This is a genomic window from Streptomyces sp. NPDC048606 (assembly GCF_040650855.1).
Lineage (GTDB): Bacteria > Actinomycetota > Actinomycetes > Streptomycetales > Streptomycetaceae > Streptomyces.
Genome location: NZ_JBEZIB010000017.1, coordinates 139,827 through 159,200 on the forward strand (window position 1 = coordinate 139,827; position 19,374 = coordinate 159,200).

19 protein-coding genes are annotated in these 19,374 nt (G+C 74.9%); 13 read left to right on the forward strand and 6 right to left on the reverse strand.

Annotated features, from left to right (window positions below):
* Window positions 1-131 precede the first annotated feature (131 nt).
* Entirely contained in the window at window positions 132-821 is a 690-nt protein-coding gene (locus tag AB0D01_RS20030) for a VIT family protein (RefSeq protein WP_363056984.1), read from the reverse strand.
* Window positions 822-897: 76 nt separating this feature from the next.
* Here AB0D01_RS20030 and AB0D01_RS20035 point away from each other — a divergent pair, with 76 nt between their 5' ends.
* Window positions 898-2,028 (forward strand): PP2C family protein-serine/threonine phosphatase, encoded by a 1,131-nt coding sequence (locus AB0D01_RS20035; protein WP_363056986.1) that lies wholly within the window; start codon window positions 898-900, stop codon window positions 2,026-2,028.
* Here the strand turns inward: AB0D01_RS20035 and AB0D01_RS20040 are convergent.
* The gene (locus AB0D01_RS20040) at window positions 2,025-2,291 is read right to left on the reverse strand and encodes a hypothetical protein (RefSeq protein WP_363056988.1); all 267 of its coding nucleotides are present in this window, start codon (window positions 2,289-2,291) and stop codon (window positions 2,025-2,027) included. The two genes, AB0D01_RS20035 and AB0D01_RS20040, sit on opposite strands and share 4 nt — an antisense overlap.
* A 107-nt stretch (window positions 2,292-2,398) precedes the next feature.
* Between AB0D01_RS20040 and AB0D01_RS20045 the strand changes: the two genes are divergently transcribed.
* A complete protein-coding gene (locus AB0D01_RS20045; protein ID WP_363056990.1) occupies window positions 2,399-2,773 on the forward strand; it encodes an ArsC/Spx/MgsR family protein in 375 nt (124 codons plus the stop codon).
* A gap of 48 nt (window positions 2,774-2,821) precedes the next feature.
* Here AB0D01_RS20045 and AB0D01_RS20050 read toward each other — a convergent pair whose 3' ends face one another.
* A complete protein-coding gene (locus AB0D01_RS20050) occupies window positions 2,822-4,474 on the reverse strand; it encodes an ATP-binding cassette domain-containing protein (RefSeq protein WP_363056992.1) in 1,653 nt (550 codons plus the stop codon).
* A gap of 255 nt (window positions 4,475-4,729) precedes the next feature.
* On the opposite strand from AB0D01_RS20050, the gene AB0D01_RS20055 reads away from it, so the two are divergent.
* Window positions 4,730-5,317: a hypothetical protein gene (locus AB0D01_RS20055; RefSeq protein ID WP_363056994.1), complete on the forward strand. Its 588-nt coding sequence runs from the start codon at window positions 4,730-4,732 to the stop codon at window positions 5,315-5,317.
* 169 nt (window positions 5,318-5,486) lie between these two features.
* On the opposite strand, the gene AB0D01_RS20060 is transcribed toward AB0D01_RS20055, so the two are convergent.
* A complete protein-coding gene (locus AB0D01_RS20060; protein ID WP_363057050.1) occupies window positions 5,487-6,428 on the reverse strand; it encodes a Gfo/Idh/MocA family oxidoreductase in 942 nt (313 codons plus the stop codon).
* Window positions 6,429-6,616: 188 nt separating this feature from the next.
* Between AB0D01_RS20060 and glnII the strand changes: the two genes are divergently transcribed.
* The 3 genes from glnII to AB0D01_RS20075 all read left to right on the forward strand — a co-directional run bounded on the left by glnII (window position 6,617) and on the right by AB0D01_RS20075 (window position 9,650).
* Window positions 6,617-7,636, forward strand: a complete 1,020-nt coding sequence (glnII, locus tag AB0D01_RS20065) for a glutamine synthetase (protein ID WP_363056996.1) — start codon at window positions 6,617-6,619, stop codon at window positions 7,634-7,636.
* Window positions 7,637-7,763: 127 nt separating this feature from the next.
* Window positions 7,764-8,681 (forward strand): hypothetical protein, encoded by a 918-nt coding sequence (locus AB0D01_RS20070; RefSeq protein WP_363056998.1) that lies wholly within the window; start codon window positions 7,764-7,766, stop codon window positions 8,679-8,681.
* 348 nt (window positions 8,682-9,029) lie between these two features.
* The gene (locus tag AB0D01_RS20075) at window positions 9,030-9,650 is read left to right on the forward strand and encodes a winged helix-turn-helix domain-containing protein (RefSeq protein WP_363057000.1); all 621 of its coding nucleotides are present in this window, start codon (window positions 9,030-9,032) and stop codon (window positions 9,648-9,650) included.
* Between the two features lie 78 nt (window positions 9,651-9,728).
* Here AB0D01_RS20075 and AB0D01_RS20080 read toward each other — a convergent pair whose 3' ends face one another.
* Together AB0D01_RS20080 and AB0D01_RS20085 are read right to left on the reverse strand one after the other, a co-directional pair.
* Window positions 9,729-11,189, reverse strand: coding sequence for a PepSY domain-containing protein (locus AB0D01_RS20080; protein WP_363057002.1), 1,461 nt, complete (start codon window positions 11,187-11,189; stop codon window positions 9,729-9,731).
* A 123-nt stretch (window positions 11,190-11,312) separates the two neighbouring features.
* On the reverse strand, window positions 11,313-12,347 hold the full coding sequence (locus AB0D01_RS20085; RefSeq protein WP_363057004.1) for a hypothetical protein: 1,035 nt from the start codon (window positions 12,345-12,347) through the stop codon (window positions 11,313-11,315).
* Window positions 12,348-12,455: 108 nt separating this feature from the next.
* Here AB0D01_RS20085 and AB0D01_RS20090 point away from each other — a divergent pair, with 108 nt between their 5' ends.
* The 7 genes from AB0D01_RS20090 to AB0D01_RS20120 all read left to right on the forward strand — a co-directional run bounded on the left by AB0D01_RS20090 (window position 12,456) and on the right by AB0D01_RS20120 (window position 19,304).
* Window positions 12,456-13,025, forward strand: coding sequence for a rhomboid-like protein (locus AB0D01_RS20090; RefSeq protein ID WP_363057006.1), 570 nt, complete (start codon window positions 12,456-12,458; stop codon window positions 13,023-13,025).
* Between the two features lie 68 nt (window positions 13,026-13,093).
* Window positions 13,094-13,888, forward strand: a complete 795-nt coding sequence (locus AB0D01_RS20095) for a tyrosine-protein phosphatase (protein ID WP_363057008.1) — start codon at window positions 13,094-13,096, stop codon at window positions 13,886-13,888.
* A 125-nt stretch (window positions 13,889-14,013) separates the two neighbouring features.
* Complete coding sequence (locus tag AB0D01_RS20100; RefSeq protein ID WP_363057010.1) at window positions 14,014-15,936, forward strand: hypothetical protein; 1,923 nt, start codon at window positions 14,014-14,016, stop codon at window positions 15,934-15,936.
* 133 nt (window positions 15,937-16,069) lie between these two features.
* The gene (locus tag AB0D01_RS20105) at window positions 16,070-16,966 is read left to right on the forward strand and encodes a metal-dependent hydrolase (RefSeq protein WP_363057012.1); all 897 of its coding nucleotides are present in this window, start codon (window positions 16,070-16,072) and stop codon (window positions 16,964-16,966) included.
* Window positions 16,963-18,006 carry a PDR/VanB family oxidoreductase gene (locus AB0D01_RS20110; protein WP_363057014.1) on the forward strand — a complete coding sequence of 348 codons (1,044 nt, stop codon included), beginning with the start codon at window positions 16,963-16,965 and terminating at the stop codon, window positions 18,004-18,006. Before AB0D01_RS20105 ends, AB0D01_RS20110 begins: the two co-directional genes overlap by 4 nt.
* A gap of 29 nt (window positions 18,007-18,035) precedes the next feature.
* Complete coding sequence (locus AB0D01_RS20115; protein WP_363057016.1) at window positions 18,036-18,743, forward strand: TetR/AcrR family transcriptional regulator; 708 nt, start codon at window positions 18,036-18,038, stop codon at window positions 18,741-18,743.
* 36 nt (window positions 18,744-18,779) lie between these two features.
* Window positions 18,780-19,304, forward strand: a complete 525-nt coding sequence (locus tag AB0D01_RS20120) for a GNAT family N-acetyltransferase (RefSeq protein WP_363057018.1) — start codon at window positions 18,780-18,782, stop codon at window positions 19,302-19,304.
* Window positions 19,305-19,374: the final 70 nt, after the last annotated feature.

A 19,374-nucleotide genomic window follows, 5' to 3' on the forward strand; every position in this document is an offset into this window, starting at 1 on the left:
ATGCCTACCCCGGACGGCGCCCCACCCCACCCCCGCCCCCGGCCCCGCAGCCACCGGACCCCGGACCCGGACCCCGCAGCCACCGGACCCCGGCCCTCCGGCCTCCGGCCCCCCGGACCCGGCCACCCGCGTCAGGTCGTGCCGAGCCAGGTGCCCACCGCGTACGTGACGCCCATCGCGAGGGCCCCGCCCAGGACGTTGCGCGCGACCGCCCGCGCCGGCGGGGCCCCGCCCAGGCGGGCGCTGACCAGCCCACACAGGGTGAGCGCCGCCAGTACCGCCCCCACCGTCACCGGCACCCGCTGCGACGCCCCCGGCAGGACCACCGCCACCAGCGGCAGCAGCGCCCCCACCGTGAAGGCCACCAGGCTGGCGAACGCCGCGTGCCAGGGGTTCGCCAGCTCGTCCGGTTCGATCCCCAGCTCCACCCGGGCGTGCGCCCGCAACGCGTCCCGCTCGGTGAGCTGCTCGGCCGCCTCCCGGGCCAGGTCCCGTTCCAGCCCCCGCGCCATCAGCAACTCGGTCAGCTCCTCCAGCTCCGCCTCGGGCTCCTCGGCCAGTTCCCGCCGCTCCACGTCCAGCGCGGCCCGCTCCGAGTCCCGCTGGGAGCTGACCGACACGTACTCCCCCGCCGCCATCGACAGCGCGCCCGCCAGGAGTCCGGCCACGCCCGCCGTCAGGATCGCGGCGCGCGAGGTGGTGGCCCCGGCCACGCCCACCACCAGGCCGGCCGTCGAGATGATCCCGTCGTTGGCGCCGAGCACCCCGGCCCGCAGCCAGTTCAGCCGGGTGCTGATCACGGCGCTCTGCGTTCGCGTCATGGGACCACTGTGGCCGCGCCCGCCCGACGGGGCCGGCCGGCGTGCGCGGCCGGGGCCCCCGTACCAGGGTGGAGGGGTGAGACGCGGACGCCAGGAGCCGGGCCGGCTGCACGGGACCCCGCCGCCGCGCTGGGCCCGGTTCGCGCCCGCGGTGGCGATGTTCGGGCTGTGCCTCGCCCAGTGGCTGACCCCGGGCGACATCGAGCTGGGCTACTTCCTGGCCGGGCTGCCGCCGGTGGCCGCCTTCTCCTACGGGGCCACCGGCACGGCCGTCTTCGCCGCGCTGGTCATGGCCGTGCTCGCCCTGCCCGCGCTGGGCGTCGCCCACGCGCGCGGGAGCGACCTGGCCACCGTGGCGGTGGTCGGGGTGCTCAGCGTGATCATCGCCTGGGTGCGGCGGCGGCGGGACGAGCAGCTGGTCAGCGTCCGCACGGTCGCGGAGGCGGCTCAGCTGGCGGTCCTGCCGCCGGTGCCGAAGCGCGTGGGTCCGGTGCACTGCGCGGCCCTGTACCGGGCCGCGCAGACGGGCACGCTCGTCGGCGGCGACCTGTTCGACGTGCGGGCCGGACCGTACGGGGTGCGGGCGGTGGTGGCGGACGTACAGGGGCACGGGCTGACGGCGGTGGCCACGGTGGCCGCGCTGCTCGGCGCCTTCCGCGAGGCGGTGCTCGACGATCCGGAGCTGGCGGCCGTCGCGGCCCGGCTCGACCGTCGGCTGACGGCGGACGCGCAGGCCGACGCCGCCCCGCACGAGGAGTTGTTCGCGACGGCCGTCCTGCTGGAGTTCCCGCCCGGGCTGGACCTCGTCCGCGTCGTCTCCTGCGGCCATCCGCCCCTCCTGCTGCTGCGGGGGCCCACGGTCTCGGAGGTGGGCGCGGAGCCCGGCCCCCCGCTGGGCCTGGGCCTGGCCGGGCCGGTGCACCCGCCCGTGGCGGAGATCCGGCTGCGGCCCGGGGACCGGCTGCTCGCCTACACCGACGGGGTCACCGAGGCCCGGGACGCCGCCGGTCACTTCTATCCGCTCGCCGTGCGCATCCCGGTGCTGGCGAACGACCCGGGGGGCCTGGTCCCCGCGGTCTGGAGGGACCTCGCCACCTTCTCCGGGGGCGGCCCCCACGACGACGTCGCGCTGCTGCTGCTCTCGCCGGAGGCGGACGGACCGGCCCGCCCGGGACCCGTACCCCGGGGCGGACCGGCGCGACGCTAGGCCGTCTGGCGTTCGCCGGCGGCGATGAAGGCGCGGACCATCCGGCAGGTGAGGTTGGACGGGCGGTGGATGCCCACCCGTACGGCCATCGTCCGTATCTTGCGGTTGGTCGCGCGGCGCGGGTCGTACGTCCCCGTGTCGAGCAGGGAAATGGCCAGACGCATCGCCTTCAGGCGGCGGTTGTGGCTCTCGTACCACTCGCGGGGCAGGCCCGCGGGCAGCGGCTTCTTCTTCGGCATCACAATGATCGCGGCAGCGGCCATCTACAGCCTCCCAAACGGTAGTTGGCTTCCTGTCGTGCTGCTTCGATTTTACCGGGGGGCACTGACAAAAGCCCCTGGCCGGACGGCGTTCTCCTACCCTGGGGAGCATGGAGATCTGGATCAATCCCGCCTGTTCGAAGTGCCGCGCGGCGCTGACCCTGCTGGACGCGGAGGGCGCCGACTACACGGTGCGCCGCTACCTGGAGGACGTGCCCTCGGCGGACGAGATCCGCGAGGTGCTCGGCCGCCTCGGGCTGGAGCCCTGGGACATCACGCGCACGTCGGACCCCCTCGCGAAGGAGACCGGTGTACGGGACCTGCCGCGCGAGGCGACGCGGGAGGCCCGGGAGCGCTGGATCACCCTTCTGGCCGCGCACCCGAAGCTGATCCAGCGGCCGATCATCACCGCCGAGGACGGCACGGCGGTCGTGGCCCGCTCCGAGGAGGCCGTGCGCGACGCCCTGTCCCGCACGGGAAGCTAGGCCCTGTCGCCACAGCGGCCCCCGACCCCGCCCCGGCCCCGCCCCGGCTCACGCCGCGAGGGCCGGGTGGGCCGCGAGGGCCGGGTGGGCGGCACTGCGGCGGTCGGGGCCCGGGAGTTCGAGGCGCCGCCCGGCGAACGCGGCCCGCAGCCGCCGGTCGTGGGTGACCACCACGAGGGTCCCGGTGTACGGCGCCAGCGCCGCCTCCAGCTCCTCCACCACGGCGGGGGCCAGGTGGTTGGTCGGCTCGTCGAGCAGCAGCAGGTCCAGCGGCCCGGCGGTGACGAGGCAGCCCAGCTCCAGCTTCCGCCGCTGCCCGGCCGACAGCTCCCGGACCGGCCGTTCCAGGTCGGCGGCGGCCAGCAGGCCGAGCCCGGCCACCCGCGCCGCCCGAACCTCCCCGAACAGCGCGGACGCCGACCGGGCCTCGCCCGCGAGCGGATCGTCCTGCCGCAGCATCCCGACGCGGCCCGGCACCCGCAGGGCCCCTCGGGTCGGGGCCAGTTCACCGGCGAGCAGGCGCAGCAGGGTGGACTTCCCGGCGCCGTTGGGCCCGGTGACCAGCAGCCGTTCGCCCGGTTCCAGGCGCAGCGACAGCGGGTCGAGCCGGCCCGGCACCGCGATCCCCTCGGCGTGGACGGCTCCCGCCGCGTCGCCGCCGGTGAAGCCGCCGGTGAAGACGAGCGGCTCGGGTGGCCGGGGGACGGGGTGGTCGTTCAGGCGCTGGAGCCGTTCCCTGGCGTTGCGGATGCGGCTCATGGCGCCGTGGGCACGCGACCGCGCCCGGAACGCGCCCGCTCCGCTGAAGGCCGCCGGGGCCTTGCGCGGGATCACCGCGAGCCGGTCGATGTGCCGGTCGGCCAGCCGCTCGACGCGCCGGGTCTCCTCGCGCCATTCCTCGTGTTCCCGCTCCCAGCGCGCCCGGGCGGCGGCGCGGGCGGCCAGGTGGCCCGCGTAGCCGTTGCCGTGGCGGTGCACGGTGCGGCGTTCGTGGTCGACCTCCAGGACGGTGGTGGTGACCCGGTCCAGGAAGAGCCGGTCGTGGGTGACGGCGACGACCGTGCCGCGATGGGCCAGGAGGCGCCGCTCCAGCCAGTCGACGGCCTCGTCGTCGAGGTCGTTGGTCGGCTCGTCCAGCAGCAGCAGTTCCGGTGCGCAGGCGAGGGCGCCGGCGAGGGCGAGCCGGGAGCGCTGCCCGCCGGAGAGGGTGCCGAGGACCCGGTCGGGGTCCAGCGGCTCGCGTTCGCCGAGCCGGCGCAGGGCGGTGGCGAGCCGCCGTTCGGCCCCGTGGCCGCCGCGCGCCTCGTGGCGGGCCAGCAGGTCGTCGTAGGCGGCGAGTTCCTCGACGCCGGCCAGGTGCATCCGCGCCTCGGCCGAGCGGATGTCGCGCTCCAGGGCGCGCAGTTCGGCGAGGGCGTGGTCGACGGCGTCGCCGACCCGAGCGGTCGGGGGGAGGTCGAGGGTCTGCCCCAGGTGGGCCAGACCGCCGGGGGCGCGGACGAGGACCTCGCCCCGGTCGGGGCGCTCCAGGCCGGCGAGCATCCGCAGCAGGGTGGACTTGCCGGAGCCGTTGTCCCCGACGACCCCGACCCGTTCGCCGGGCCGGACCGTCAGGCTCACGCGGTCGAAGACGGGGCGCGCGTCGTAGCGCTTGCCGACCTCGGACAGGACGATCTGGGTTGCGGCGAGTGGAGTGCGCAAGCGCGTTCCTTTCGTTGACGACAGGGGAAGCGGGACCGGAAACCCGATCCGAGACGAACCGTCTCGTCTCGCTTCGAGGGAGACACTACCCCGCGCCGACCCGTCGCGCAAGACGTTCCGTCTCGCGAAAATGCGAACGGAGCGAAAGGGGTGGCCGTGGGTGCCCCGGGCCTCACACCGACCCCACCTCCGGCCCCCTAGGGTGACCGGTACCCGAAAGGAACAAACCGCACCAAAAGGAACCAAGGTCCATCCGTGAGCGAGCAGCCCCGCATTCCCCCCGTCCCCCGCGCCGGAACCGACGCCGACACCGGCGGGCACCCGGCGCACCCCACACATCCGGCGCACCACGCGGGCCACCCGCCCCACCGGGGTGCCGACTGGATGTTCGGCGGGGTGTACGGGACGGTCCTCGCCAGCGGCCTGCTGGCCGCCCTGGACCAGGCGGGCGAGGAGTACACCCCCTTCTACGACGCCAGCTGGGTCCTGGTCACCGCCGCCACCGCCGCACTCGCGCACGGCTACTCCCACCACATGGCCGGCCACCAGGGCGGCTCCGCCGGGCACCGGTGGCGGGTGCTGCTGCGGGCCCTGTGGAACGAGTGGCCGATGATCGTGGCCACCCTGCCCACCGTCCTGCTGCTGGTCCTCGCCGGAGTCGCGGAGTGGGATTCCTACGGGGTGACGGCCGTCGGACTCGGCCTGAACACCGCGCTGCTGTTCGCCTGGGGCTCCTTCGTGGCCGTGCGCGTCGGCTACCGGCTCGCCTCGGCGCTGCTGATCGGCCTGGCCGACGCGACCATCGGACTGGCCATCATCGTGGCGAACGCCGTCATCAAGTGAGCGACGCCGGCCGGGCATCCGGCCGACGCCGACCCGCGGCCGGGGCCGCAATCGGGGTCAAGCCCGCGGCCGCGCCCGGACGCGCGGCCAGGACCAGTGCCCCGGCCGCAATCGGGCTCGCGCTCGCGCTCGGACCTGCGGTCGACGCCGAACCCGCGCCGCGCGCCGCTCAGGGCTCCAGCTGCGCCTCCGCCCGCGCGAGGATCTCCGTCAGGCGGGCTCCGAACGCCGCGTCGCGCGGGTCCGCGACCCCCGTGCGGGCGGCGGTCAGGAGCGCGTCCAGGGCCCGCCCGTAGGCGCCCGGCACGTCGGTCCAGTCGGGCAGCGAGAACACGCCCTCGGCGCCGCGCAGTTCGAGCCCCACCCCCGCCGCGGCCGACGGGGCGCCGAGGCTGAGCACGGCGGTGCCGGCCGCGCCCGAGGCGTGCCGCAGGGCCAGCTGGACCAGGTCGGAGGGGCCCCGCGTGGCGCTGACGGACTCCACGTCGCCCAGGATCGGGATCAGCACGGACAGCGCGTGGGGGCCGACGTCCCACAGGCCGCCCTTGGCCCTGCGCCAGGGCGAGTCGGCGTACGCGCTGGGCGCGCCGTCGGGCGGGAAGACCGCGCCGAGCCAGTGCGCGGAGGCGGTGTACCACCCGGAGCGCGCGGCCTGTTCGGCGACCCAGCCGGCGGTGGGCTCGGCGAAGCGCAGCGTCAGGAAGACGACGGAGGCGACGCGGTGGAGCGCCGCGGCGTCGGCGACGGCCCGGGCCGCCTCCGCCGTGGTCGCGACGGGCTTGTCGAGCAGGAGGTGACACCCCGCGGCGGCGGCGCGGACGGCGAGCGGCGCCTGGACGTCGGGGGGCAGGGCGAAGGCGGCGACGTCACAGTCCGCGAACAGCGCGTCGGGGTCTTCGTACACCTTCACGCCGTACGTCCGCGCCAGTTCGGCGGCGGCCTCGGGCCGGCGGCCCCAGACCCCGGCGAACGCGGAGCCGGTGTGCGCGGCGAGCGCGGGGGCGTGGGTGCGCGCGGCCCAGGGGCCGGTGCCGAGCAGGCCGACCCGGGGGCGGGGCGCGTCGGGGCCCTCGGGGGAGCCGGACGCGGAGGAGTTCAAATCGTACGAAATGCTCACCGGGTCAGTCTGCCGCACCCGGCCGGCCGCGCCGCCGGCGACCCGCACGGAGCGCCCCGGCGGCGGGGTGAACGTCGGTAACACGGGGTTCACACCCGGGCAACGGACGGGAAATCGCGGCGGGGGACGCTGCCGAGGACACCATGGCGATCCGCAGCACCCGCAGAGTCAGGATGGGGCCCGTGAGCTACAAGGCTGAGTACATCTGGATCGACGGCACCGAGCCGACCGCGAAGCTTCGCTCCAAGACGAGGATCCTGGCCGACGGCGCGGAGCTGCCGATCTGGGGCTTCGACGGATCGAGCACCAACCAGGCCGAGGGGCACGCCTCCGACCGGGTGCTCCAGCCGGTCTTCTCCTGCCCGGACCCGATCCGCGGCGGGAACCACGTCCTCGTGCTGTGCGAGGTCCTGAACATCGACATGACCCCGCACGAGTCGAACACCCGCGCCCTGCTGCGCCCGGTGGCGGAGCGGTTCGCGGGTCAGGCTCCGATCTTCGGCATCGAGCAGGAGTACACCTTCTTCGACGGCATCCGCCCGCTGGGCTTCCCGGTCGGCGGCTTCCCGGCGGCGCAGGGCGGTTACTACTGCGGTGTCGGCGCGGACGAGATCTTCGGCCGGGACATCGTCGAGAAGCACCTCGACCACTGTCTGGCCGCCGGCCTGGAGATCTCCGGCATCAACGCCGAGGTCATGCCCGGCCAGTGGGAGTTCCAGGTGGGTCCGCTCTCCCCGCTGGAGGTCTCCGACCAGCTGTGGATCGCCCGCTGGCTGCTCTACCGCACCGCCGAGGACTTCAACGTCTCCGCGACGCTGAACCCGAAGCCGGTGAAGGGCGACTGGAACGGCGCGGGGGCGCACACCAACTTCTCCACGAAGGCGATGCGCGAGGACTACCGCGCGATCATCTCGGCCTGCGAGGCGCTGGGCGAGGGCAGCAAGCCCCTGGACCACGTCAAGAACTACGGCGCGGGCATCGACGAGCGCCTGACGGGCCTGCACGAGACCGCCCCGTGGAACGAGTTCAGCTACGGCGTCTCCGACCGCGGCGCCTCGGTGCGCATCCCGTGGCAGGTGGAGAAGGACGGCAAGGGCTACATCGAGGACCGCCGCCCGAACGCGAACGTGGACCCGTACGTGGTGACCCGTCTGATCACGGACACCTGCTGCGCCGGCCTGGAGAAGGACGGCCTGGTCTGAGACGGCACGGTCCGAAACGGCCCGGTCCGGATCGGACCGCACAGGGAACGCCGACGGCGCGGCGCCCGTCCTCCCCGGCGGGAGGGCGGGCGCCGCGTTGTCGGCGGGGCCTGTCATGGTGTCCCCCATGCAGCAGGCGATCAGCATCAGAATCGACACCGAGCGCGGGGAACGCCACGACCGTCCCGTGCTCGCGACCCTGACCGGACTCGTGGAGCGGATCGGCGGGGACGGGGACCACTTCGTCATCGTGTCCCGACTGCCGGACGATCCGGACGTCTACGTCCAGGTGTGGCACGAGAGCGGCGGGGACTACCAGCTGGAGCACCGGGCGGGCGCCCCTGACCGGCACTTCCAGGCGTTCGTCCCCTCGGCGGCGGAGGTCGTCGAGGTGATGCGCCGTTGGGCGGCCCGCGAGAAGGGCTGGGACGTCGGGCCGGACTGGAAGCGGCTGGACTTCCCCGTCGAGGACGTGCCGCCGCTCGACCCCGTGCTGGACGAGCAGCTGAGCGGGATCGTCCGCGACTGGCTGCGGTGCGGGTACGCCGGCCGGGCCGCGCTCATCGAGGACGCCGAGGACAACCTCGTCGAGGACGGGGTGCGTCCGGTGTCGCGCGCCCAGGCCGAGCGCCTGGTGAACCGGTTGTGGCGGGAGCGGGTGGAGGAACAGGCCGACTGGGTGGGCGAGACCGACCCCGAGCGGCTGGGGCGGGCGTTCGCGGCGCTGGACGCGGCGGGCATCACCGCCCGGGAGAACTTCACCTGTTGCCGCACCTGCGGTCTCGGGGAGATCGGCGGGGAGGCGGAGCCGGGGGCGCGGGGGTTCGTCTTCTTCCACAGCCAGTGCACCGAGGGCGCGGCGGCCGGCCACGACCTCTACCTGCTGTACGGGGGTCACGAGCCCGGCGTGGAGCTCACGGAGGCGGTGGGTCGGGAGGTGACGGCGGCCCTGGACGCCGTCGGTCTCGACTGGCTGTGGGACGGATCCGCCCACGATGCGATACGGGTGACCGGTCTGGACTGGCGGAAACGATTGACCGGTTGATGGTTTTGTCGGGAATGTAACGTCTTGACGAAACCTTGATCGCTGAATATGAGATTCCGCTCCACGAAGTGAGATGGGGCCTGCCTCGGGCCCCGTCCGTCTGCTTCAATGGCGTCCATGGCCGGCTATTCGTACACCTCGACAGGTCACGGCGACCTCCAGCCGTTCTGGCCCTCCCGTCAGCACCACGATTTCGACCGGGTGTGTTGCCGCGCGAAGAACGCGCCGGCCCTCTAAAGCCTCCGGGACACCACCAGTACAGCCCCCGAGGCCTTCGGTCTGCGCGGACCGCAACGACGACGTACGCACGTCTCCTGCCGACTCTCCGCGTGAAAGAGCTGACCACTCATGACGAACGCCCGCTCCATCGCCTCCGCCCCGTCCGCCGCGACCTCCGCCCCCCTCGCCTTCCCCACCGGCCCGCGCCATCGGCTGCGGTCCGTGGACCGGGACGAGGTGGCCCGCGTCGTGGACCTCCTGCCGCCCGGCGCCACCTGGCTGCCCGCGCCCCAGCACACCCTTCCGGCCCTCCCGGGCCGGCCGCCGATGGTCGGCTACCTGGTCCTCGTACCCGCCGACCAGCAGCCCCCGATCGCCTTCGCCCCGCAGGCCGTGCCCGGCTCCACCGCCGCCGCGACCGCCGCGACCACCACGGTCCCGACCGCCGCGCCCACGACCGTCACCGGGGACCAGCTCGTGCGCATCGACACCGCGCAGCGCACGGCGGAGGTGGACGGCGAGCTGCTGGACCTGACGTACCTGGAGTTCGAGCTGCTGGCCCACCTCGTGGCCAACCCCCACCGGGTGCACAGCCGCGACCAGTTGGTCACCACCGTGTGGGGCTACGGCCACGTCGGCGACGGCCGTACGGTCGACGTCCACATCGCCCGCCTGCGCCGCAAGCTGGGCGCCTCCCACCGGGGCGCGATCCAGACCGTGCGCCGGGTCGGCTACAAGTACACCCCCTGATCTCGACCGTACGGCGGTGGGCCCGCACTCCTTCGGGAGTACGGGCCCACCGGTCGTCACGGCCGGACGGCGCGCGCCCTACGCGGCCTTGGCCCGGCGGCGCGCCACGAACCCGAGGGCCACGTCGCCCGCGAGGAAGACCAGCAGGCTGATCCCCAGCATCGGGACGAACCACCCGACGACCGCCACCACGCAGGCGAGCGGCAGCAGGGTGGTCACCGGCAGACGGCGCCAGGCGCCGCGCGGCTGGGGGCGCCCCACCGACAGGCGGCGCTCCTTGGTGGGCCTGCGCATCCACCACATGCGGTAGCCCCACACGACGAGGAACATGACGGCGACGGCGAGGGCGGCCAGCGCGATCTGGTTGGCGATCCCGAAGGTCAGGCCCATGTGCACGTCGATGCCGAAGCGGGTGAGCTTCGCGAGCAACGGATACTCGGCGAAGCGCAGTTCGTCCATGATCCGGCCGTCGGCGGGGTCCACGGCGACGGCGTCCAGGTGCACCGGCACCTGCTTGTCCGCTTCCTTGATCACATAGCCCTTGCCCTGGGCGGGCAGGGTCACGCGCAGGCTCTCGGTGATCCCCGCCGCGCGGGCGGCGGCGACCGCGCGGTCGATGCCCACATCGGCGGTCGGGGCCGGCGGGGGCATCTCCATGCCCTCGGTCATGACGTGCCCGGCGTGCTCGTCGGAGCCCCCGGCGGCGGCGCCGTCGAGCTTCGCGGCGACGGAGGGGGTGGCCCCGCCGAGCCGGTCCTGGAGCTGCCCGATGTTCTCGCCCGCGTACTTCGACCAGGTCAGGCCGGTGGCGGACAGGACGACGAGTCCGACGACGGCCCACAGGCCGACGGTGCCGTGCCAGGACAGGGTGCGGCGGCGGCCGGTGGCCTTGCGGTCGGGCACGACGAGGTCGGCCTTGCGGGACCGGCGGCGGCCGATCCACAGGGCGAGGCCGCCGAGGGCCACCACCCACAGCCAACTGGCGGCCAGCTCGCTGTAGTTCCGGCCGAACTCGCCCAGCTGGAGGCTGGAGTGGAACTCGCTCAGCCAGGCCCGCAGGGGCAGCGCGTCACCGGCGGTGGTGAGCTGCCCGCGCACGTCGGCGGTGTACGGGTCGACGAAGACGGTGAGGGTCTCGCCCTCGCCGAGCCCCTGGCTCTCCATGATCACCCGGGTGGTGGCGTCGGCCTCGGGCGCGGGCCACACGCCCAGCACCTTGCCGTCGGGGGCGGCGCCCTGGGCGGCCTTGACCTGTTGGCCGAGCGGCAGGGCCGCGTCGCCGACGCGGTCGACCGTCAGCTGGTCGGAGTAGAGGATCCGCTCGGCCTGCCAGGAACCGGCGTACAGCAGGCCGGTGGTGGCGGCGAGGAAGAGGACCGGGGCGATGAGCAGCCCCGCGTAGAAGTGCATGCGCAGGAGCAGCGGGCGCAGGGCGGACCAGCCGCCCTTCGTGCGCGCGGTCGGTCCGGCGGGCGCGTCCGGCGCGTCCGGCTCCGGGGCGTCCCGTACGGGGACGTCCTTGATCTCGTCGAGGGACATGTGGGTCCTAGGGGTTGGCGCAGACAGGGGTGATCGGCCCCGTGGTCTCGCCCCCTCGCCGGACGGACGCGCGCGGCGTGGCCGGTGCGCGGGTGGGGAGGGTGGGTGTGCCGTTCGACCGGCTCAGGCCGGGTACGCCGGATACCCGCGCCGGTGACCGGTCCGCGCCGCGCGCGGGGCGCGGGCGGTGGGGGTCACCGGGTGGGCGGGGGCGTGACGGCACGGCCTCGGGGCCGTGGTGCGGAGGTCCCGCCGGACGGGTGGGCCGCGGCGCACCGCGGTGTGGGCGTGGACGGCTCCGCGCAGTCGGCGCGGTGGTACGTGGGGGGCGGGCCGCGCGGGCGGCGCCGCTGCGGGGGCCGGCCGCAGGCGCAGCAGGTTCAGGGCGCGGGCCAGCGGTCGGGCGGCGAGCAGCGCGGTGGCCCCGAGGGCGGCGGCGAGCCGGAAGACGGCCGCCTCTCCCCGGGCGAGCCACAGGGCGCAGAACAGGCCGGCCAGGACGTGCGCGGCGATCATGCCGAAGCCGCCGTGCCCGGCCATCGCGGCCAGGTCGGCCAGCCCCGCCAGGTCGGGCAGGGCGGCGGGATCGGCCAGCCCCGCCAGGTCGGGCAGTGCCGCGGGGTCGGGCAGCGCCGCGGGGTCCGGTAGGCCCGCAGGGTCCGTCCGGCCCGCGAGGTCGACCGCGCCGGCCGGGTCGCCCGTACCGGTCGGGGCAGCCGCAGCGTGGCCTGATCCGGCGGTGCCCGTCGCGCCGTAGCCGGATGCGGCGGCGCCCGTCGCGGCGTGGTGCGTGCCGGCGCCCGTCGCGCCGTGGCCGGCGTGTGCGTGGTGCCGGCCGGGCATCGGCTCCGGCGGGGACTCCGGGAGGGCCGCGGAGGCGGCCATCGCCGCGTGCGCCCCGCTCGCGGAGAAGGCCACGTGCAGCATGCCCTGGACGGAGAGCAGCGCGGCGGTGATCCCGACGGGCCCGCACCGGCCGCGCCCGGCGGCCACCCAGGCGGGTATGCAGGTCGCCACGAAGGCGCCCAGAAGCCAAGGAATCGGAATGTCCATCCCGGACATGTACGAATGCCCCACCGCACCCAAGGCCACGCACACGGCCGCGAACATCGCGGCCCGCGTGACGCGCATCGGCGCGCGGGATCGGGATTCAGACATGTCCGGGTCATGGTCGCACGGGGGCCCGCCCGCGACCGCGACGGGGCCGTATCCGATCATGTTCCGGTGAACCCATTGCCATGGTCATGGTCAGTACCCCTGGGCGCGGTGTACGCCGGAGGGGTCCAGCTCGGCGCCCTCGTCCTGGAACGACGGGATCCGGCCGCACGGGAGCGCCTGCTGCGCTGCTTCTCGACGAACGTCGACAACCTCGACGCCGGCCACTGGGAAACCCTGCTGACCAGCGCCCTGGTGGTCGAGGAACCCATGCCGCTGCCCTACGCGCTGCTCCTGGTGGCCGCGCTCGGCTACGCGGAGTACGCGTACGGGGCCTGGTGGACGGCCGCCGCCTTCCTCTTCGGCCACGCCTCGGCGACCCTCCTCGTCCACGGCGTCCTGCGGCGCACCGCGGACACCGCGACCCGGCGGGCCCTGGACGTCGGCACGAGCTACGGGTTCAACGCCGTGCTCGGCGCCCTGACCGCGACCCTGCCCCGCGGGCCGGTGCGCCACGGCGCCCGGGCGGCGCTGCTGGCGGTGGGCGCGTGGCCGGTGGTGCGGCGCGGGCGGACCTTCACCGACGCCGGGCACCTCGTGGCGCTGGGCATCGGGATCGGGCTCTCGTTCGCCGTCGATTGTCTTTCCGAAAAGAATCATCGGAAAATCGCTCTGGCATGACCTGAATGCCGCGGATGACCGCCAATCATCCGAATGACACGAGTAAGCCGATCGCTGGAGCCGCCACGATGACCGCCAAGCCCTCCACCACCGTCGCCAACCTCCGCGACCTCGGTGGCACCCCGCTCCCCGGCGGCCGCACCGTCCGCCCCGGCCTCGTCCTGCGCTCGGGCGCCCTCGACCGCCTCGACCTCGACGCCGACCCCGTGGTGGCCGGGCTCGGCCTGCGCACCGTCGTCGACCTGCGCAGCGCGCCCGAGCGCGCCGACCACCCGGACGTGCTGCCCGAGGGCGCCCGGCTGCTGGTGCGCGACGTCCTGGCGGACAAGATGAGCGAGAGCCGGATGCCCGCCGCCGCGCAGCTCAAGGACCTGCTCGCGGACCCGGTGGTGGCCGAGGAGCACCTCGGCGGCGGCAAGGCGCAGGCCCTCTTCGGCTCCGTCTACCGCTCCTTCGTCGGCACCGCCTCGGCGCAGGACGCGTACCGGACCCTGCTGAACGAGGTCGCCGACCCGCAGGCGGGCCCGCTCCTCTTCCACTGCACGGCCGGCAAGGACCGTACGGGTTGGGGCGCCACCGTGATCCTCGCGCTGCTCGGCGCCGACGAGGAGACCCTGATGGCCGAATACCTGTCGGTGAACCCGGCGGTGAAGCAGGCCTTCGCCCCGATGATCGAGGGATTCACCGCCGCCGGCGGGGACCCGGACATCGCGCTCGCGCTGATCGGCGTCTTCCCCGACTACCTGGAGGCGGGCCTGGACGAGGTGCGGCTGCGCTTCGGTTCCATGGAGAAGTACGTGCGCGAGGGGCTGGGCGTGTCCGACGAGACGGTCGAGGCCCTGCGCGCCCGCCTCGTCGTCTGACCAGGGCGCCCGCCGGACCGCTTGGCCGCCGGGCCCCCGGCCACCGCCCCGCCGGGACCCCGGTTCGTCCGAACGCGTGCGCCGGTGGCGGGTGACCATCCGACGAATCGCTCGTTCTGCTGAACGTGACTGCGCCGGACACCGCCACCCGCCCCCCGCTCCCCGACGTCGAGCAGGCCGAGGCCGCCATCGTCGAGCACTACCCGCGGCTGGTGCGGCTCGCCTACCTGGTGCTGCCGCCCGCCCTCGGCCGCAACCGGCGGGTGCTCACCGCGCACTCGCTGGCCCAGCGGGCCCTGCCGCGCGGGCGCCGCGCCCTCGACCCCGCCGCCGTGCGGGGCGGGGTCCCGGCCCAGCGCGCCGGGGCGGACGGCCCCGAGTCCGGGTACGCGTACGTCCGACTGCGCGTGCTGCGCTCCGCCCTGGAGGCGGGGATCCCGCTGACGTTCAGGGCGTTCCCGCTGCGCGGGCAACTGCCCGCGCCGCTGCCCCGCGTATGGGGGCTGCGGCTCTTCCCGCGCTCGGGCGGGGCCGAGGAACTGGCCTTGGACCAGTGGCTGGCCACCCTGAACGGTCCCGGTCGCGCCGCCTGCGTCCTGCGGGCCCTGGAGGGGCTCGCGGAGGCGGACGTGCTGCGGGTGCTCGCCCAGGCCGGGGTCGCGGATCCCGAGGCGGCGGTCGCCGAGTCGGGGGATCCGGCGCACGACGGCCTCTTCGCCTCCCCCGAGTTCGACCCGTGCGTGCTCCAGGCCCGGCCCACCGACCTGCTGCGCCGGCGTCGGCTGGCCCGCGCCGGGCTCGCCGGGGCGCTCGCCCTCGCGGTGTGCGGGGCGCTGCTGGCGCTGCCCGGCGGCGGGTGGGGCTCCGACGGTCCCGCCGCCCCGCCGTACGCGCGCAACGCGGCGGCGGAGCAGGCCCTGGACCCGGGGCAGCTGACGCGGGTCGCGCCGACGCTGTGGCGCACCTCGTCCCGTACGGACTACGCGGCCTGGCCCGCGCGCGGCGACCGTCTCGCCGACGCGGAACTGCTGCGCCGGGCCCTGGCCACCTGGGCCCGGCCCGGGAAGGCCGTGGTGGTCTCCGCGACGCCGGGGACCCCGTCCGGGCCGCCGATGGGGCCGCCCCAGCTGCTGTTCGCGGGCGTCGTCGACCAGGCCGTGGTGGTCCTGTTCCACGACGGGCTGCGCGTGGTGCGCTACGCCGAGCCGCGCTCCGGGACGGCGGGCGCCGCGCTCGACTTCGCCCGGACGGACGGGGCCTCGGCGGACACCGCGACGGGTCTGGTGCTCAGCCGCGTCGACGGCAACGTCCGCTACCTGACGGCCCCCTGGGTGACGGGCGCGGCCCTGCGGGACCTCCTCAAGCCCGGTGAGGCCCCGGCCCCGCTGAAGCTCAACCCGGACGGGATCACCCCGCCGGTGGTGGGTCCCGCCCCGGGCGGGACGTGTACGGGCTGGAACGCGCTGGCCCTGACCGGCGACGGGACGACCCGGCTGGTGACGGACCTGGGCGAGCTGACCCCGGTGCGGTTGACCTCGGGCGCGCCGGGCGCCGCGCGGGACGTCTCGGAAGCGGCGGAACTCGGCGAGTGGTCGAGGATCGCTTGCCTGCTCCCCTCGGTGCGCTCGCACGGGGTGCGTACGGTCAACGCCTGGACGTACGCCAAGCAGCCGCTGCCCGAGGGCGACGGCGCGGCGACCTGGCTGTGCACCCGGGCGGAGACCTGGCGGGGCACGGCGGACCGGGTGCAGGCGCAGTTCCTGGCACCGGGCGCCCCCCTCGCGGCCCAGGCGGCCAAGGCGGAGGGCTCCGCCGCGTGCGGGCCCCGCGAACCGCGGGTGCTGGCCGGGGTGCTGTGGAAGTCCCGGGCGGGGCAGTGGTACGTACTGGCGGCGGGCAGCGCGCAGTTCACCTCCCTGTCGGTGTCGGGCGAGGGGATCGGCGGCGCCGCGAACGGGAATCGACTGGCCCTCAAGGCCAAGGAGGGCGCGCAGGTCGACCTGTCGGGCAAGCTGACGGACGGCACCACGGCGGGGGTGCTGCGCTAGGTCGCCCGCTTCCGGATGCTTCGTGACACCGGAGGGTGCCGGGCGGGTGCGGGCCGACCGAATGCGGTCGGGCCGTGATTTTCGGCGTCGCGGGGGGGTTCTCCTCTCCTGTACCGCTCAGTACATTGACGCCATGTCTAATACGCCGCTCGTGCCCGCCCCCGTGGCGTCGGAACACATAGACCTCCAGGCGCGGAACGTCTCCTTCTCCTGGGACGACACCCCGCTCCACTGGCTGCCAGGCGATCCCTTCGCCGGACACACCATCAACGTCCTGCACCTGCTGCTGCCCGCCGGCGAACGCTGGTTCGTCCACGTCTACAAGCAGGTGCTCCCCCACATCACCGACGACCGGCTCCGGGCCGACGTCATCGGGTTCATCGGGCAGGAGGCGACGCACGCCGCCGCGCACGACGACGTGCTCCCCCACCTCAAGCGCCTGGGCCTGGACCCGACGCCCTACACCGCGCAGGTCGACTGGCTCTTCGAGAAGCTCCTCGGCGACCGCACCCTGCCGCCCGGCCGCGCCCGCACGTGGTGGCTCATGGAACGGGTCGCGATGATCGCGGCCATCGAGCACTACACCGCCTTCCTCGGCGACTGGATCCTCAACGCCGAGGAACTCGACCGGCGCGGGGCCGACCCGGTGATGCTCGACCTCCTGCGCTGGCACGGCGCCGAGGAGGTCGAGCACCGCTCGGTCGCCTTCGACCTCTTCATGCACGTGGACGGCAGCTACCGCCGCCGCGCCCGGACCTGGGCCACCGGCTTCGCGGCCCTGGCCTTCCTGTGGCAGCGCGGCGCCCGCTTCTTCATGGAGAACGACCCCCACCTGCCCGCGGCGAAGGCCTCCGTCGCGCAGTTCTTCCGCGCCGGACAGCAGGGCGTCCTCCCCTCGACGGGAGCCATGCTGAAGTCCATCCCCACCTACCTCTCGCGCACCTACCACCCCTCCCAGGAGGGTTCGACGGCTCAGGCCGAGGCCTACCTCGCCTCCTCCCCCGGCGCCAACGGCGGGGTGCGGCCGTGAAGCGGACCCTCACCGTCACGGCCCTGGCGGGAGCCGCGGTCCTCACCCGGCGCGCACTGCGCCGGCGGGTCCGCCGCTCCCCGTTGTGGCCGCTGCCCGCGCTGGACGTCCCCGTATCGGGCCACTCCCCGCGCCGGACCCTGCGGGCCCGCGTGGTCTCGCGCACCGAGCCGGCCGAGGGCGTCGTACGGATCGTGCTGGCCTCGGACGAGCTGCCCGCCTGGACGCCGGGGGCGCACGTCGACCTCACCCTGCCCTCCGGAACGGTCCGCCAGTACTCGCTGTGCGGGGACCCGGCCGACACCGGCCGCTGGACGATCGCGGTCCGGCTCGTCGAGGACGGTCGCGGGGGCTCCCGCGAGGTCCACGAGGCGCTCGTGGAGGGCGTCGAACTCGCGGTGCGGCCCCCGCGCAACCGTTTCGAGCTCCTCCCCGCGCCCGCGTACGCGTTCGTCGCCGGCGGCATCGGGATCACGCCGATCCTGCCGATGCTGCGGGCCGCGACGGCCGCCGGCGCCGACTGGACCCTGCTGTACGGGGGCCGTTCGCGGGCCACGATGCCCTTCCTGCCCGAACTCGCCGCCCACGGGGATCGGGTCACGCTCCTGCCCGAGGACGAGACGGGCCTGCCCGACCTGACGCCGCTCGCCGGGATCCGGCCGGGCACCCTCGTCTACTGCTGCGGGCCGCAGCCCCTGATGCGGGCCGTCACCGACGCCGTCCCCGACCCGTCGGCCGTGCGCCTGGAACGCTTCGCCCCCGCCGCCGCCGTCGCCGCGCGCCCCTTCACCCTGGAACTGCGCCGCTCCGGCACCTCGGTGGAGGTCGCGGCGGACGAATCGACCCTGACGGCCGTCCGACGCGCCCTGCCCGACACCCCGTACTCCTGCGAACAGGGCTTCTGCGGAACCTGCCGGCACCGCGTCCTGGCCGGCCCCGTCGACCACCGCGACGACCTCCTGACCGACGCCGAACGCGCCGACTCCATGCTCCTGTGCGTCTCGCGGGCCGCCGAAAACCGGATCGCCCTGGACCTGTAGCGCGCCGGTCGGAGAAGTAGGGTGTCGGCATGACAACCGGGGTGCGACGCAGGATGGGTGTCGAGGAGCGGCGGCAGCAGCTGATCGGGGTCGCCCTGGAGCTGTTCAGCAACCGGTCGCCCGACGACGTGTCGATCGACGAGATCGCCGCCGCGGCCGGGATATCGCGGCCGCTGGTCTACCACTACTTCCCCGGCAAGCTGAGCCTGTACGAGGCCGCGCTGCGGCGGGCCGCCGACGAGTTGGCGCAGCGGTTCGAGGAGGCGCACGAAGGACCGCTCGGGGCGCGGCTGTTGCGGGTGATGGGGCGCTACTTCGCGTTCGTCGACGACCACGGCCCGGGTTTCTCGGCGTTGCTGCGGGGCGGCCCGGCGGTCGGCAGCAGCCGGACCAACGCGATGATCGACGAGGTCCGGCAGGCGGCGTACGAGCAGATCATCACCCACATCGGGGTGCAGGACCCGCCGGCCCGGCTGGAGCTGGTGGTGCGCTCCTGGGTGTCGCTGGCGGAGTCGACGGCGCTGCTGTGGCTCGACGGCCGTCGGATCCCGCGCGGCGAGCTGGAGTTGCAGCTGGTGCACGACTTCGCGGCCCTGGCCGCCGTGAGCGCGGCGTACGACGAGGAGATGGCGGGGATCCTCGTACGGATCCTGGCGGACGAGCCCGCCGACGGGCCGTTCGGGGAACTGGTCGCTCGACTGGCCGCGCTGGTACCCGGTCCCCGCACGGGAGAATGAGCCGCCGCCGGCGGTCCGGTTGCCGATAATGCCCAGGTGATCATTGAAGACGGGGTGTTGTTCCGGCAGGCCGCGGAGAAGGACGCCGGCACGCTGGTGGAACTGTACGACCGGGCCGCCCGCTGGATACTGGCGCGCGGCATCGAGCAGTGGAAGCCGGGCGACAAGGACGAGGCGCACTTCCGTGCCCGGATGCGCGACGGCGAGGTGTGGCTCGCGCAGGACGCCGACGGGCACGTCGTCGGCGGGTACGAGCTGTGGTGGGCCGACGAGGAGGCCTGGGGCGTGCAGCCGCCGGTCGCGGGCTACGTGCACCGGCTGATGGTGGAGCGGGAGGCGGCTCCCCCCGGCACCGGGATGCGGATGCTGGTGCACGCCGAGCGGCGGATCGCCCGCACCGGGAGGGACCGGGCGCGGCTGGACTGCGTGTCGACGAACCCGCGGCTGCTGGAGTACTACCGGGGCGCGGGCTACCGGATCGTCGGCGAGTTCCCGCACAAGGAGGGCAAGGACGGCCGGGTCTACGGGGTGATCCTGTTGGAGCGGCGCCTCGACGTGTGAGCCGGCTGCGCGCGGCGCGCAAGGGGCCGGCGCCGACCCCCGGGAGCGGGGGCCGGCGCCGGCCTCGTCG